The organism is Bradyrhizobium sp. CB1717 (assembly GCF_029714325.1).
GTDB lineage: Bacteria > Pseudomonadota > Alphaproteobacteria > Rhizobiales > Xanthobacteraceae > Bradyrhizobium.
The window spans coordinates 5,875,731-5,890,539 of sequence record NZ_CP121666.1; the positions used below are offsets into that span (position 1 = coordinate 5,875,731).

At 65.1% G+C, this 14,809-nt stretch carries 12 protein-coding genes; 4 read left to right on the forward strand and 8 right to left on the reverse strand.

Annotated elements, in window-relative coordinates:
- Nucleotides 1–77: 77 nt before the first annotated feature.
- Nucleotides 78–1,571, forward strand: a complete 1,494-nt coding sequence (locus QA649_RS28065) for an amidase (RefSeq protein ID WP_283020035.1) — start codon at nucleotides 78–80, stop codon at nucleotides 1,569–1,571.
- 1 nt (nucleotide 1,572) lies between these two features.
- Here QA649_RS28065 and QA649_RS28070 read toward each other — a convergent pair whose 3' ends face one another.
- Nucleotides 1,573–2,178 (reverse strand): TetR/AcrR family transcriptional regulator, encoded by a 606-nt coding sequence (locus QA649_RS28070; RefSeq protein WP_283020036.1) that lies wholly within the window; start codon nucleotides 2,176–2,178, stop codon nucleotides 1,573–1,575.
- 200 nt (nucleotides 2,179–2,378) lie between these two features.
- Here QA649_RS28070 and QA649_RS28075 point away from each other — a divergent pair, with 200 nt between their 5' ends.
- Together QA649_RS28075 and QA649_RS28080 are read left to right on the forward strand one after the other, a co-directional pair.
- Entirely contained in the window at nucleotides 2,379–3,623 is a 1,245-nt protein-coding gene (locus QA649_RS28075; RefSeq protein ID WP_283020037.1) for an efflux RND transporter periplasmic adaptor subunit, read from the forward strand.
- A gap of 163 nt (nucleotides 3,624–3,786) precedes the next feature.
- A complete protein-coding gene (locus QA649_RS28080) occupies nucleotides 3,787–6,990 on the forward strand; it encodes a multidrug efflux RND transporter permease subunit (RefSeq protein ID WP_283020038.1) in 3,204 nt (1,067 codons plus the stop codon).
- Between the two features lie 136 nt (nucleotides 6,991–7,126).
- On the opposite strand, the gene QA649_RS28085 is transcribed toward QA649_RS28080, so the two are convergent.
- The 7 genes from QA649_RS28085 to QA649_RS28115 all read right to left on the reverse strand — a co-directional run bounded on the left by QA649_RS28085 (nucleotide 7,127) and on the right by QA649_RS28115 (nucleotide 12,961).
- Complete coding sequence (locus QA649_RS28085; protein WP_283020039.1) at nucleotides 7,127–7,636, reverse strand: hypothetical protein; 510 nt, start codon at nucleotides 7,634–7,636, stop codon at nucleotides 7,127–7,129.
- A 92-nt stretch (nucleotides 7,637–7,728) separates the two neighbouring features.
- Nucleotides 7,729–8,175 carry a MaoC family dehydratase gene (locus QA649_RS28090; protein WP_283020040.1) on the reverse strand — a complete coding sequence of 149 codons (447 nt, stop codon included), beginning with the start codon at nucleotides 8,173–8,175 and terminating at the stop codon, nucleotides 7,729–7,731.
- Nucleotides 8,176–8,564: 389 nt separating this feature from the next.
- Nucleotides 8,565–8,987 (reverse strand): hypothetical protein, encoded by a 423-nt coding sequence (locus QA649_RS28095; RefSeq protein WP_283020041.1) that lies wholly within the window; start codon nucleotides 8,985–8,987, stop codon nucleotides 8,565–8,567.
- A 12-nt stretch (nucleotides 8,988–8,999) separates the two neighbouring features.
- Nucleotides 9,000–9,221, reverse strand: a complete 222-nt coding sequence (locus QA649_RS28100; RefSeq protein WP_008137329.1) for a hypothetical protein — start codon at nucleotides 9,219–9,221, stop codon at nucleotides 9,000–9,002.
- Nucleotides 9,222–9,372: 151 nt separating this feature from the next.
- Complete coding sequence (locus QA649_RS28105) at nucleotides 9,373–10,188, reverse strand: lytic murein transglycosylase (RefSeq protein WP_283020042.1); 816 nt, start codon at nucleotides 10,186–10,188, stop codon at nucleotides 9,373–9,375.
- A 119-nt stretch (nucleotides 10,189–10,307) separates the two neighbouring features.
- Nucleotides 10,308–11,111: a shikimate dehydrogenase gene (locus tag QA649_RS28110; protein WP_283026115.1), complete on the reverse strand. Its 804-nt coding sequence runs from the start codon at nucleotides 11,109–11,111 to the stop codon at nucleotides 10,308–10,310.
- 5 nt (nucleotides 11,112–11,116) lie between these two features.
- The gene (locus QA649_RS28115) at nucleotides 11,117–12,961 is read right to left on the reverse strand and encodes an NAD(P)/FAD-dependent oxidoreductase (RefSeq protein WP_283020043.1); all 1,845 of its coding nucleotides are present in this window, start codon (nucleotides 12,959–12,961) and stop codon (nucleotides 11,117–11,119) included.
- Nucleotides 12,962–13,140: 179 nt separating this feature from the next.
- Here QA649_RS28115 and QA649_RS28120 point away from each other — a divergent pair, with 179 nt between their 5' ends.
- On the forward strand, nucleotides 13,141–14,766 hold the full coding sequence (locus QA649_RS28120; RefSeq protein WP_283026116.1) for a long-chain fatty acid--CoA ligase: 1,626 nt from the start codon (nucleotides 13,141–13,143) through the stop codon (nucleotides 14,764–14,766).
- The last annotated feature ends 43 nt before the right edge of the window (nucleotides 14,767–14,809 follow it).

The following is a 14,809-nucleotide window of genomic DNA, read 5'->3' on the forward strand; positions in this document are numbered from 1 at the left end:
GTAATCCGGGGTCCGGCATCGAGACATGTCCCGGATTGCGCTACGCTCCATCCGGGCTACAAGGTCTGCGGGACACAATGGAGCGCGTGATGACCGCAGACGCCACTGACCTGACCTACGGCTCGATCGGCGCACTCCTCGGCGCCCTGCACGCGCGCAAGATATCTGCCTCGGAACTACTCGAGCACACCATCGCCCGCATCGAGGTGCTGGACGGGCCGATCAACGCGATCATTGTTCGTGATTTCGATCGCGCCAGAGACGCCGCCCGCGCCGCCGATGCCGCGCTCGGCCGCGGCGAGCGGCTGCCGCTGCTCGGCATCCCCGTGACCTTGAAGGAACCGTTCAACGTTGCCGGCCTGCCGACGACGTGGGGCTTTCCGCACTTCAGGGATTTCCAAGCGGCCGAGGACGCCCTCGTCGTCTCGCGGCTGAAGGCGGCGGGCGCCGTCATCATCGGCAAGACCAATATCCCGATCGGCCTCAGAGACTTCCAGAGCTACAACGAGATCCACGGGACGACGAACAACCCGTGGGATCTCGGCCGCTCGCCCGGCGGCTCCTCGGGCGGATGCGGAGCGGCGCTGGCCGCAGGGTTCGGTCCGCTCTCGATCGGCTCGGATATCGGCGGCTCGATCCGGGTGCCCTCGCATTTCTGCGGCGTGTTCGGACACAAGCCGAGCCTCGGCCTGGTCCCGCTGCGCGGATATAGTTTGCCGCCGGCGCCGCCCGTGCCCGGCCAGGGCGATCTCGCCGTCGTCGGGCCGATGGCGCGCACCGCCTCGGACCTGGCGCTGGCGCTCGACGTGATTGCCGGCCCCGACGAGACACGCGACGGCGTCGGCTATCGCCTTGCGTTGCCCACCTCGCGGCATGAGCATCTCGGGGATTTCAGGATCCTGGTGATCGACACCCATCCGCTGATGCCGACGGGGGACGCCGTGCGCTCGGCCATCGGACGGTTGGCCGAACGGCTCGAACGATCAGGCGCACATGTCGCACGCGCGAGCACGTCGCTGCCCGATCTCGCCGAATCCGCGCGGCTTTACATGAAGCTGCTGAACGGCGCGAGGAGTCCACGCCTGACAGCGGCCGCACTCGCGGAAGCACAAGAAATTGCCGCGGCACTCGCGCCCGACGACCGCAGTCTGCAAGCCGAGCGCGCCCGCGGCTGGGGCATGATCCATCGCGAGTGGCTGGCGAGCGACGCAGCCCGCCTTCAGTTGCAACAGAAGTGGTATCAGTTCTTCCGCGAGTTCGACGCGGTGATCTATCCCGTCGCCGCCGTGCCGGCCTTTCCACACGACCATTCCGAGCCGTTCGACGCGCGGAAGTTCGACATCGACGGCAAGCTCTACAATTACTCCGACGCGTGCTTCATCTGGGCAGATCCCGCCTCGACCTGCGGACTACCCGCAACCGCCGTTCCAATCGAGCGCACGCCGTCAGGCCTGCCGATCGGCGTCCAGATCATCGGGCCTTACCTGGAGGACCGCACGACGATTGCACTGGCCGGACTGATCGAACGCGAGTTCGGCGGCTTCGTTGCGCCGCCGGCGCAGCCGCGATGAATCAGGTTCGGTCAGCCGACTGCGCCTCGACCGCCTGCACGGCGACATCAGCCACTTGCCGCAGCGCTTCGCGATCAGCGCCGGACGATGCCATCACGCCCATCCCGACCGACACTGCCGAGACATAGCGCGCGAGCGCGGCGGGATCGGCGCTTTCCCTGAGATCGCCCTCCGCCTTGGCGCGGACAAAGCGGTCGCGGAGCTGGTCTTCGTTCTGGGCGCGGCGGGCAGCGAGCTCGAAGGGGACGTTCTCGGAGCCGGAGCCGCAGGCGATGCCGCCTTGCACGAGCAGGCAGCCGGGCGGGTTGGCGGGATCGGTCTGCTTGTCGGCGATGCCCATCAGCATCCGCTCGGCGACCTCGCGGGCGGTGGGTGCGGCCACCACCTCGTCCATCCAGGCGCCGCGCAGCTTGGTGTAGCGGTCGAGCGCGGCCTTCAACAGGCCTTCCTTGTTGCCGAAGCAGGCGTAGAGACTGGGCGGGTTGATGCCCATGGCCTCGGTGAGCTGGGCGATCGTGGCGCCCTCATAGCCATGGCGCCAAAACACTTCCATCGCCTGGTCCAACGCCAATTCGGCGTCGAATTCGCGGGGGCGTCCCATGCCCATGTCTTTGGTCTCCTCACAATCGGCGCTTCGCCCCAATCAACGCCCGATGCTATCTACTTGTTCTCGCTTTATTTTCTCTTTCGCCTTCCAATTCTTGCGGTAAGCGGCTACAATTTTCTTAGCGAACGGTACATAAGTATCTTGCGCTGCGATATCCAGATCCACATCTGTAGTGAACACTACATATCTGGAGCGCGCAAATGCCCCCCTCCCAAAACACCTCCCGCGCCGGCCGTATCCGCCGCCTTCTCGGCGGCGTCGCCATCGTGGGCGCCCTCGCCGTGGCCGGCTCGATCGCGACCGGCCGCTACTTCCATGCCGCGCAGGCGACCGCAACGGCGGCTGCGGCCGAACAGGCCGTCCCCGTCACGGTCGCGCTGATCGAACCCAAGCAGACCGTGCTGTGGGATGATTTCTCCGGCCGGCTCGAGGCGATCCAACGCGTCGAGCTTCGCCCGCGCGTGGCCGGTGCGATCCTGTCGACCAACTTCACCGAAGGCGCGCTGGTGAAGGCCGGCGATGTGCTGTTCAAGATCGACCCGGCGCCTTATGCGGCCGAGGTCGACAAGGCCGCCGCCCAGCTCGAAGCTGCGAAAGCGCGCGTCGTGTTCACCCAGAGCGAGCTCGAGCGCGGTGCGCAGCTCGTCGGTAACGCCGTGGTCACCCGGCGTGATTACGACCAGCGCGACAACGCCAATCGCGAGGCGATTGCCAACGTCAAGGCGGCCGAAGCGACGCTGCAGACCGCAAAGCTCAATCTCGACTACACCGAGGTGCGCGCACCGGTGGACGGCCGCGTCGGCAAGATCGAGGTCACCGTCGGCAATCTCGTCGCCGCCGGCACCGCCTCCCCGGTGTTGACCTCGCTGGTCTCGGTCAATCCGATCTACGCGTCCTTCGATGCGGACGAAGAGGTCGTGCTGCGCGCGCTGAACTCGATTGCAGACGGCTCGGGCCAACGCGGCAAGCTCGACCAGATCCCGGTGGAGATGGCGACGTCGGGCGGTCTCTCGGCGAAGGGCCACATCCAGCTCATCGACAACCAGGTCAACGGCCAAAGCGGCACGATCCGCGTCCGCGCGGTGTTCCGCAACGAGGACGGGCGTCTCATCCCCGGCCAGTTCGCCCGCGTGCGCATGGGCCAGCCGAAGCAGCAGACATTGGTGATGATCGACGAGCGCGCGATCGGCACCGACCAGGACAAGAAGTTCGTGATGGCGGTCGGCGACGACAGCCGCGCGGTCTACCGGCCGATCACGCTCGGCGGTGCGGTCGACGGACTGCGCATTGTCACCGAGGGGCTGAAGCCCGGCGACCGTATCGTGGTGAACGGTCTGCAACGCGTGCGTCCGGGCGCCCTTCTCAAGACCGAGATCGCGGCGATGGGCGCGCGTGGTCCGCAGCAGGCTTCCAACCACAGTAACCAGGACGTGGTGCAACGTTGATACCTGCCGTCATTCCGGGGCGCGCATAGCGCGAACCCGGAATCCCGAGCTTTTGAAACTCCGATGACTTCACCTCTGGATTCCGGTTCGCGGGCTTCGCCCACGCCCCGGAATGACGGGGGAGTTGGCGGAGAACCGCACGATATTGCCCAGGGGCAAGACCATGAATCTCTCAAAGTTCTTCATCGATCGTCCGATTTTCGCCGGCGTGCTGTCGGTCCTGATCTTCCTCGCCGGCCTGATCTCGCTGTTCGCGATGCCGATCTCGGAATATCCCGACGTCGTGCCCCCCTCGGTGCTGGTGCGCGCGACCTATCCCGGTGCCAATCCCAAGGTGATCGCGGAGACCGTGGCGACGCCGATCGAGGAGCAGATCAACGGCGTCGAAGGCATGCTCTACATGTCGAGCCAGGCGACCACCGACGGCGCGATGACGCTGACGGTGACGTTCCGCCTCGGCACCGACCCCGACAAGGCGACGCAGCTGGTGCAGAACCGCGTGCAGCAGGCCGAGCCTCGCCTGCCGGCCGTGGTTCGCCAGCTCGGCATCATCACCAAGAAGTCCTCGCCCGACCTCACCATGGTCGTGCATCTCTTGTCGCCGAACGGCCGCTACGACATGACGTACTTGCGCAATTACGCGGTGCTCAATGTCAAGGATCGCCTGGCGCGGATCGACGGCGTCGGCGACGTCCAGCTCTATGGCGCCGGCGACTATTCGATGCGGGTCTGGGTCGATCCGCAGAAGGCGGCCGAGCATGGCCTGACCGCCAGCGACATCGTCAAGGCGATCCAGGCGCAGAACGTCGAGGCCGCCGCCGGCGTGGTCGGCTCCTCCCCCAACGTTAGGGGTATCGACCTGCAGCTCTCCGTCAATGCGGAAGGCCGTCTCGCCAACGAAGAACAGTTCGGCGACATCGTGGTCAAGACCGGTACGCGCGGCGAGGTCGTTCGCCTGCGCGACGTCGCGCGCATCGAGCTTGGCGCGTCCGAATACGGTCTGCGCTCACTGCTCGACAACAAGCAGGCGGTGGCGATCCCGATCTTCCAGGCGCCCGGCTCCAACGCGCTGCAGATCTCCGACAACGTCCGCGCCACCATGAACGAGATCAAGAAGAACATGCCGGAGGGCGTGTCCTACCAGATCGTCTACGACCCCACCCAGTTCGTGCGCTCCTCGATCGAGGCCGTGATCCACACCCTGCTGGAAGCGATCGCGCTGGTGGTGCTTGTGGTGATCCTGTTCCTGCAGACCTGGCGCGCCTCGATCATTCCGCTGCTGGCCGTGCCGGTGTCGATCGTCGGCACCTTCGCGGTGATGCACGTGTTCGGCTTCTCCATCAACGCGCTCAGCCTGTTCGGCCTCGTGCTCGCCATCGGCATCGTCGTCGACGACGCCATCGTCGTGGTCGAGAACGTCGAGCGCAACATCGAGGCCGGGCTGTCGCCGCGCGATGCCACCTATCAGGCCATGCGCGAGGTGTCCGGGCCGATCATCGCGATCGCGATGGTGCTGATCGCGGTGTTCGTGCCGCTGGCCTTCATCTCCGGCCTCACCGGCCAGTTCTACAAGCAGTTCGCGCTGACGATCGCGATCTCGACCGTGATCTCGGCGGTGAATTCGCTGACGCTGTCGCCGGCGCTGTCGGCGCTGCTGCTCAAGGGGCACAACGAGCCGAAGGACAAGCTCACGATCATCATGGAGAAGAGCCTTGGCTTGTTCTTCCGCCGCTTCAATCGGGCGTTCACTTACTCGTCGGAGAGCTACAGCGGCACTGTCACCAAGGTCATTTCGGGCAAGGCCGCAGTGATGGGCCTCTATGTGGTGCTCGTCGGCCTCACCGCCTTCCTGTTCCAGCAGGTCCCGAGCGGCTTCGTGCCGGGTCAGGACAAGCAGTACCTCGTCGGCTTCGCCCGCCTGCCCGATGGTGCAACGCTCGACCGCACCGAAGAGGTGATCCGCAAGATGAGCGACATCGCGCTGACCCAGCCCGGCGTCGAGAGCTCGGTCGCCTTCCCCGGCCTGTCGATCTCCGGCTTCACCAACTCGTCCAATGCCGGCATCGTGTTCTCGACGCTGAAGCCGTTCGACGAGCGCAAGGATCCCGCGCTCAGCGGTCCCGCGCTCGCGGCCGAGTTGAACAAGAAATACGCCGGGATCCAGGAAGCCTTCATCGCCATGTTCCCGCCGCCGCCGGTCAACGGCCTCGGCACCATCGGCGGCTTCAAGCTGCAGATCGAGGATCGCGCCGGCCTCGGCTATGACGCGCTGAACGAGGCGACCAAGGCGTTCATGGCGGCGATGCAGAAGGCGCCGGAGATCGCCGGCGTGTTCTCGAGCTTCCAGGTCAACGTGCCCCAGCTGTTCGCCGACATCGACCGCACCAAGGCGCTGCAGCTTGGCGTGCCGGTGACGGAAGTGTTCAACACGCTGCAGATCTACCTGGGCTCCTACTACGTCAACGACTTCAACAAGTTTGGCCGCACCTATTCAGTCCGAGTCCAAGCCGACGCGCCGTTCCGCGCCCGCGCCGACGACATCAGGCAGTTGAAGGTGCGTTCGTCCTCCGGCGACATGGTGCCATTGTCGGCGCTGCTCAAGATCCGCCAGAGCGCGGGGCCGGAGCGCGCGATCCGCTACAACGGCTTCCTGTCGTCCGACATCAACGCGGCGGCCGCGCCCGGCTTCTCGTCGGGACAGGCGCAGGAGGCGGCGACGCGGATCGCAGCGGAGACGCTGCCGCCCGGTTTCGCCTTCGAATGGACCGACCTGACCTATCAGGAGTTCATCGCCGGTAATTCCGGCATCTGGGTGTTCCCGCTGGCGATCCTGCTGGTGTTCCTGGTGCTGGCCGCACTCTACGAGAGCCTGACCCTGCCGCTCTCGATCATCATGATCGTGCCGATGGGCCTGCTCGCCGCGATGTTCGGCGTCTGGTTCTCCAAGGGCGACAACAACGTCTTCACCCAGATCGGCCTGATCGTGCTCGTCGGCCTCTCCGCCAAGAACGCGATCCTGATCGTCGAATTCGCGCGCGAGCTCGAATTCGCCGGACGCACGCCGATCCGGGCGGCGATCGAGGCGAGCCGGTTGCGACTGCGTCCGATCCTCATGACGTCGATGGCGTTCATCATGGGCGTGCTGCCCTTGGTGCTCTCGACCGGCGCCGGCTCGGAGATGCGCCGGGCGATGGGCGTTGCGGTGTTCTCCGGCATGATCGGCGTCACCGTGTTCGGCCTGTTCCTGACGCCGGTGTTCTATGTGCTGCTCAGAACCATCACCGGCAACAAGCCGCTGGTGCATCACAGCAGCGACACCAGCGCAGCGCCGGTTCAGGGGCTTCATCACGAAGTCCAGGGACACTAAGTCGAAGGCGTTAGATCAGGGAAATCCCCGAGATCAGCAACAGAACGAGCACGGTCTTGCGAAAGACCGTCTCGTTGACCCGGTGAAAGGCGAGCACGCCGAATACCGAACCGGCTTCGCGGCCGGCGTCGGCAAGTTACTTCCGGTTCTCCTCGCAGAACTTCAGCGCGGCGAGCGCCTCGCCAGCGCGCGGGATCTGCATCTCGATGCTGTCGTCGTCGTCATCCTCGAAATCGAGCGTGAGGCGCTTGGCCTTGGAGAGGCGGTCCATGATCGACTGGTCGTACTCGAAGATGCCGCGCACGGTGGTCTTGTCCATGACTTCCCACTTCGCCTTCTTCATGATGTCGGCATCATCGGTGCCGACATCGGCGCGGAGGATCTCGCCGACCTTGTCCCACTCCCAGCCGTCGTAGATCATCACGATGACGATGGCCTTGTCGGAATAGGTGATGACAATGACGTAGTCGCGGTTCTCGTCCTCCTTGTCCTTGTAGCCGCGGCTCGCATTGCAATGCGTGTCCTGCGTCCGCTTCTCGATGGTCCAGTCGCCGACCTTGGATTGTTGCGCAAGCGCGGGCCTCGAGCTCAAGGCTGCGCTCAAGGCGCCCACGAGAATTCCGGCGGCGAGAAGAGATCGTTGCATGTCAGCCTCCAGCGCGTTCCCCACGCCGAGATGACCACCTCTGCCGACCGCTCGCAAGGGTTTCGGGCCGCGGGCGAGACAACGGCCAGGCCCTACCCGCGTCGCGGTACGATCGCGATCGGGGTGAAGGTGTAAACCTCCTCGTCGTTCTGGTTGAACATCGTCCATTTCACCAGCGCGATGCCCTGCGGCTTCGACTTCGAAGGCGTCAGGCTCATGACCTCCCCGACCAGATGCAGGCGGTCGTTGGGCCGCACCGGCATGGTCCAGCGCAGCCCATCAACACCGGCGCCAATCAGCGGATGCGGGCCAAACGGGCGGGACTGGATCGCGAGGTTCATGGCAATCGCGGCAGTGTGCCATCCCGAGGCAGCCAGCCCCTTGAACAGGGTCTCCTTCGCCGCCTCATGGTCGAGATGCATCGGCTGCGGATCGTACTCGGCGGCGAAGCGCTTGATGTCCGCTTCGGTGACCACCACCTCGGGCGACTTGAACCGCATTCCAATGGTGAGATCGTCGAACCATTCGACCTGCGCCATGATTTTGCCTCGCAATATCGTACGCCACTGCCGGGAGTGCGCGGTTCAAGGGATTTAGCGAAATTGCGATGTAACGGCTCCGCCGCGAACAAGCCAGCCCAGGGTTCCCCCGCGAAACCTCTTTTCCGATGCGACGAAACACGCCTGAAACAGATGGCCGGTTAAGTCGTTGTCAAAATAAATACAGGGACGGCCACCATGCAATTCCTCCTCGACCTGATCTACGACTATGCCTGCTGCCAGAACCTCGTCGCGCAGTCGCCACGGGAGGACGAGCTATGATCGAGCTGATCTCCGCCCTCCTCGCCCTCTGCAGTATCGGCATCTTTGCGGCGCATGCGCTGGATGCCTATCGCACCACGCATTACTGAGTGCGTCGCACCGGCGCCCTAAAACGGCCGCCGGTAAAAATGTTCTGAATGCGTCGCGGGCGGAAACCTGTTGGCGAGCGCAAGCGCCCCCTTTTCGTCCGTCTCGAGCGCGATCTTCTGCGCCAGCATCACGTCGCCGGGCACGAGGAAGCCTGACGGGACGAAGCACCACCCCATCGTCGCGTGACCGACATCGTCGACTTCGTGGACGTTGGCGGCAGTGCCATAATGAATGCGATACCGCTTGCCGGTATCGCAGCCGATGACGTCGAAATACCGGTGCTGCTCGAACTGTGCGCGCTGCTCCGGCGTCAGCCACTCGGCCAGCAGCCGGCGGCCCCGCGCATCGGGCGTGTTCTCGCCGAAGAAGCGCCGGTAGAGTTCGCGCAGCGCGTGCAACCGGGCACGCGCGGGCGCGCGGAACCAGAGTGCCGCGAACATGAGCAGCTCAGATCAGCCGCCGACCAAGCGGGGATAGAACAGCGTTTCCTGCGCGGTCGGATCGAACGACTTGATACGGGTAACTTCGCCGGGTCCGGTTCGGAAGGCGGCGGTGAAGCCGGCTCCGGTCAGCTCCCGAAAGCGCTGCTCGGCTCGCGCCAGCGCTTCGGCATTGCCAGGATCAAACTCGTGGCGGGTGTCGCCAGTCTGGTCCATCACGATCTGGGTTGCCATAGTTGAGTCTCCTCATGCCCAGCCCTGAAACGGATCAAAGCAAACCTCGTGCCGTCGGTTCCCAAGTGCAACAACTTTCTCGCACCAGTGCATCACGCCTTGCTGAGTAAGAGCGTTTTCGAGCGAAGTGGACGTTCGAAACGGGCTCTCGTCAGCGCGAGGCCGCCGCCCCTCCCCCCTCGTCGATCTGCCGACCCATCAAGGCGATTGCCTTCTGATAGACGCCGGCGGCATTCCAGGCCTCGATCGCAGCGAAATTCGGTTCGCCCGGCTGGTAACCGGCTCCCGCACGCCAGCCGTGGGCCTTGAGGAAATTGGCAGTCGAGTTCAGCGCGTTGGCAGCGACCTCGAGATTGCCGGTGCCATAGGCCAGGATGTTCTTGGGCATGAACTGGGTCTGGCCGACCTCGCCATGCATGGAGCCGCGGGTCGATCCCGACAGGGTGCCGCGGTCGATCAGCTTCAGCGCGGCATAGAGCTGGTCGGTGAAGAATTCGGGACGGCGGCAATCATAAGCGAGCGTTGCGATGGACGACAGCATGTTCTGGTTGCCGCGCTGGCTGCCGAAGCCGGTCTCCATGCCCCAGATCGCGATCAGCGGCCCGGGCGGGACGCCATAGCGCTGCTGGATCGAGGCGAACAGCGCGGCCTGCGACTGCTTGAGCTGCCGCCCCTTGGCGACGATCGTGGTGGCGCCGCGCTTGGCCAGGAACTGGTCGAGCGACAGCGAGAAGCTGCGCTGGCCGCGGTCGGCGGCGATGGTGGCGCTGGCGTAGTTGGTCTGCATCAAGGCCGAGATCGCGGTCTGGCCAATACCCTTTCCTTGCGCCTCCGCGCTGAACTCGCGCTTCCAGGCCTCGAAGCCAGCCGGCGAGCTGCCGCATTGTGCGGCCTCGGCCGAAGGCAGGGAGAGTAGCAGCGCGGTCGCGCCAATCACCGCCGTTGCGACTATCCTGCCCTTGATCATTGCGCGTTCCTCTTGCTGGTGCGCGACCGGCTCGCGCCAGCGCATGATCCTACGTCAGTTGCAATCGCTCAAGTCCCGATGGCTACAATCAATCCAAGCAAAGCCCTTGACACCAGCGGTCACGCCTCGTCCGTTCCCAGCAGGAAATCCACCATGATGCTCTGGTGCTGCTGGTACATGTCCGTGCCGGTCCCCGTGACACAGCCGAGCTTGCGGGCGGCTGCGATGAACGGCGAGACCTCGGGCTTGGTGATGACGCAGCCGCAATAGGCGGATGGCGCAAGCCGCGCCACATCGACCGGGAGCGGATCGCCATCCTTCATCCCTGCGGGCGTCGCATTGGCGACAAAATCGAAGCCTGCGGGGTCCAAGGTGCCGGCCCGCACGGGCGCCTTGCCGAGGCCGTTGAGCCGGCCGATCAGGGCGTCGCGGCGCTCAGTCAGGCTGTCATGAATCTCCAGTTCGCTCACCCCGGCCTCGACCAGCTCGAGCGCGATCGCCGAGCCCGCACCGCCCGCGCCGACAAGCAGCGCCCTCATGCCCGCAGGGTTGATCCCCTTAGCCCGCGCCGCCCCGACGAAGCCGAGGCCGTCCACCATGTCGCCATGCCATGCGCCGTCGGGACGGCGGCGCATCAGGTTCACGGTCCGCAGGAAATGCGCGCGCGCCGTCGCGCTCGTGCAGGCCTGGTAACAGGCGAATTTGTGCGGGATGGTCACGACGATGCCGTCGAGGTTCTTCAGCCGCGTTGCCACCGAGAGGAAATCGGCCAAATCCCCTGGCGCCGCCTGAACCGGCACGAGAATGCCGTCGTGCCCGCGCGCGGCAAAGGCGGCCGACACGCCCGCGGGCGAGCGCACCTGCGCGATGGGATCGCCGACGATGACGTGGAGCCGCGTGGCACCTGAAGGTGCCGGGATCATGTCGCTCAAGCCCGGACCTCCGCGGCGGTCCCGTAAGTCAATTCCAGTCCGTCCAGATTGCCCTCCTTGCGCCATCTGTCGAGCATCCGCAGGAACGCCACCGGCCCGCGCCAGTATTGGCTGTTTCTGGCGGCGATGGGATCGAACACGCCCTCGTTGTTGTAATAGCCGGGCGTGCATTCGGCGAGATAGGTCTGGCGGCCGATCGCGGCCTTGACCACTTCCTCGACCCAGGCGTTCTCGGCGGCGAGCGTCGGCTCCAGCGTCCTGGCTCCGCGCTTGCACGCCTGATCGATGACATAGGCGATGTGCTGCGACTGCTCGTCGATGATGTGCGGGAAGTTGGCGCTCTGGCCGGCCTGCACCGTGACGATCAGGAAGCAGTTCGGAAAACCGCGGCTGTAGAAGCCGTGCATCGTCTTGACGCCGTCGCGCCAGCGCTCGGACAAGCTGGTGCCGTCGCGGCCGTAGACCTCAAAACCCATGCGGCGCGCGTAATCGGTGCCGACCTCGAAGCCGCTGGCATAGATCAGGCAGTCGAGCTCATAGGCCTTGCCGTCGACGACGACGGCATTCTCCGTGATGCGCTCGACGCCCTGCCCTTTGGTGTCGACGAGATGCACGTTGGGTTGATTAAACGTGTCGAGATATTCGTCGTGGAAGCACGGCCGCTTGCAGAACGCCTTGTACCAGGGTTTCAGCGCGGCCGCGGCTGCTTCGTCCTTCACCACGGTATCGACGCGAGCGCGGATCTCTTCCATCTTGCGGTAGTCGGCCTGCTCGATCACCTTCAGCGCCTCCTCCATCGAGGTCACCGGCTGCGGTTGCCGGCGCGGGGCCAGCAGGATCTCGCCGAGGAGACCGGTCCAGCCGTCCTGCACCAGATCCTGCTCGAACGGCTCGCCCGAGATCACCGCGGTGAAATTGTCCATGCGCTCGCGCTGCCAGCCGGGCTTGAGGTTTTGCGCCCAGGCCTGATCCGTCGGACGGTCGTCGCGCACGCCGATCGCCGATGGCGTGCGCTGGAAGACATAGAGCTCCTTCGCGGAGCGGCCGAGATGCGGCACGCATTGCACGGCGGTGGCGCCGGTGCCGATGATGCCGACGCGCTTGCCGGCAAGGCCCGTGAGATCACCCTCGGCGGTGCCGCCGGTGTAGGCGTAATCCCAGCGGCTGGTGTGGAAGCTGTGCCCCCTGAACGTCTCGATGCCGGGAATGCCCGGCAGCTTCGGGCGGCTCAGCGGGCCCCCGGCCAGGATGACGAAGCGCGCGTGGATCTGGTCGCCGCGATCGGTCTCGACCAGCCACCGCGCCTCCTGCTCCTGCCAGGTCATGCGCGAGATCACGGTCTGAAACAGCGCGCGCTCATAGAGCGAGAAGTGCCGGCCGATGCGGCGCGAGTGCTCGTAGATCTCGGGCGCCCGCGCATATTTGCGCACCGGCATGTAGCCGGTCTCTTCCAAGAGCGGCAGGTAGATGTAGCTTTCGGTGTCGCAGGCAGCTCCAGGATAGCGATTCCAGTACCAGGTGCCGCCGAAATCGGCGGCCTTTTCCACGATACGAAAATCCGCGATGCCTGCTTCGCGCAGGCGCGCGCCACAGAGCAGGCCGCCAAAGCCGCCACCGACGATCAACACCTCGGTCTGTTCGCTGACGGGCTCGCGCGCCAAGCCCGGATCGGCCCAGGGATCGTCGAGATAGCGGCCGAATTCGCCGGTGGCCTCGACGTACTGGGCTTTGCCCTCGGCGCGCAGACGGCGGTCGCGCTCGTCGCGATAGCGCGCGCGGAGTGCGGAAATATCGACCGTAGATGCGCCGGCTGTCCCGGTCTTGTGTCTTTCCGCTGACATTCATTTCCTCCACGGCGGACGCTGCTTCGCCGGCAGCTCAACCTCAAATTAGCCCTGAAAAAGTGACGCATGCAATCACGTCCGCTGTTTTTTACGTGAACGCCGCGTGACGTTCCGCTACCTTCAAGCGCAAACCACAAGCCTACGCCATGCAACGACGTGGCAATCCGGAGGAGACCATGCAGGGATTGATGATGGACATGCCGCTGCTGATCAGCGGCCTGATCCAGTACGCCGCCGACTACCACGGCGAGGCGGAGATCGTCGCGCGCGAGATCGAAGGCGACATCCACCGCTACACCTATGCGGATGCCCATCCGCGCATCAAGCGCATGGCGTTGGCCTTAAAGCGGCTCGGCATGAAGCAAGGCGATCGCGTCGGCACGCTGGCCTGGAATACGCATCGGCATTTCGAGATGTTCTACGCCGCACCGGGGATGGGTTATGTGCTGCACACCGTCAATCCGCGGCTGTTTCCCGAGCAGCTCGTCTACATCATCAACCACGCCGAGGACCGCCTGCTGTTCATCGACCGCGCCACGCTGCCGATCGTGGAAGCGATCGCGCCGCAGCTGAAGACGGTCGAGGCCTATGTCGTGATGTCCTCGCGCGAGCGGATGCCGGAGACGACGCTCGCCAACGTGCATTGCTACGAGGAGTTGCTGGAGAAGGAAGACGACGCCGGCTTCACTTGGCCGGAGTTCGACGAGAAGTCCGCCTCCACCATCTGCTACACCTCGGGCACGACGGGCAATCCCAAGGGCGTGATCTATTCGCACCGCGCCGCGATCCTGCAGACCATGACCTGCTGCAACTTCGACTTCCTGCCGGGCCATGTCGAAGGCGTGCGCGAGGTGATGATGCCGATGGCGCCGCTGTTTCACGGCAATGGCTGGAACATGCCGTTCACAGCACCCTACACCGGCTCCAAGCTGGTGCTGCCCGGCCGCAACTACGAGCCGGACAAGCTCTACGAGCTGCTCGAAGGCGAGAAGGTGACGCTGTCAGCGGGCGTGCCGAGCTTCTGGCTGATCCTGCTCGACTGGCTCGGGCGGACCGGCAACAGATTCTCGACGTTGCGCGCAACGCTGTCGTCGGGCTCCGCGCCGCCGCGCGCGATGGTCGAGAAGCTCAAGCGCGAGTACGATGTCGACTATATCCAGGCCTGGGGCATGACCGAGGCGCTGGGCTGCTCGATGCCGGGCCTGCGGCCGGGCTCGGAGCATCTCGGCGACAAGGAGAAGTTCGACCGCCGCCAGGTCTCCGGCCGCGCCTGTTTCGGCACCGCCCTGCGCATCGTCGACGACGCAGGCAACGTGCTGCCGCGCGACGGCAAGACCGTCGGCCATTTGCGGGCCCGCGGTCCCTGGGTCGCCTCCGGCTATATGAAGCTGGAGGAAGGCCTCGACCGCGACGGCTGGCTGATCACCGGCGACATGGCCGTGATCGACAGCCAAGGCCACGTCACGCTGACGGACCGCTCCAAGGACGTGATCAAGTCGGGCGGCGAGTGGATCTCCTCGATCCAGCTCGAGGATATCGCTCTGTCTCACCCCGACGTGCTGCAAGCCGCCGTCGTTGCCATCGCGCACGAGAAATGGCAGGAGCGCCCCCTGCTCCTCGTCGTCCGCAAGAAGGGCGCGACCGTCGATGGCAAGACACTGCTCGAGCACATGCGCCCGAGGATCGCGAGCTGGTGGCTGCCGGACGCCGTCGAATTCCTCGACGAATTCCCGATGACCGGCACCGGCAAGGTGCTGAAATCGGCGCTGCGCGAGAAGTTTAGGGAGTATCGCGTCGCATGAAGCGACGCGCGATCGCCCTCAAGTCCCCGCCGCCCAACGATCA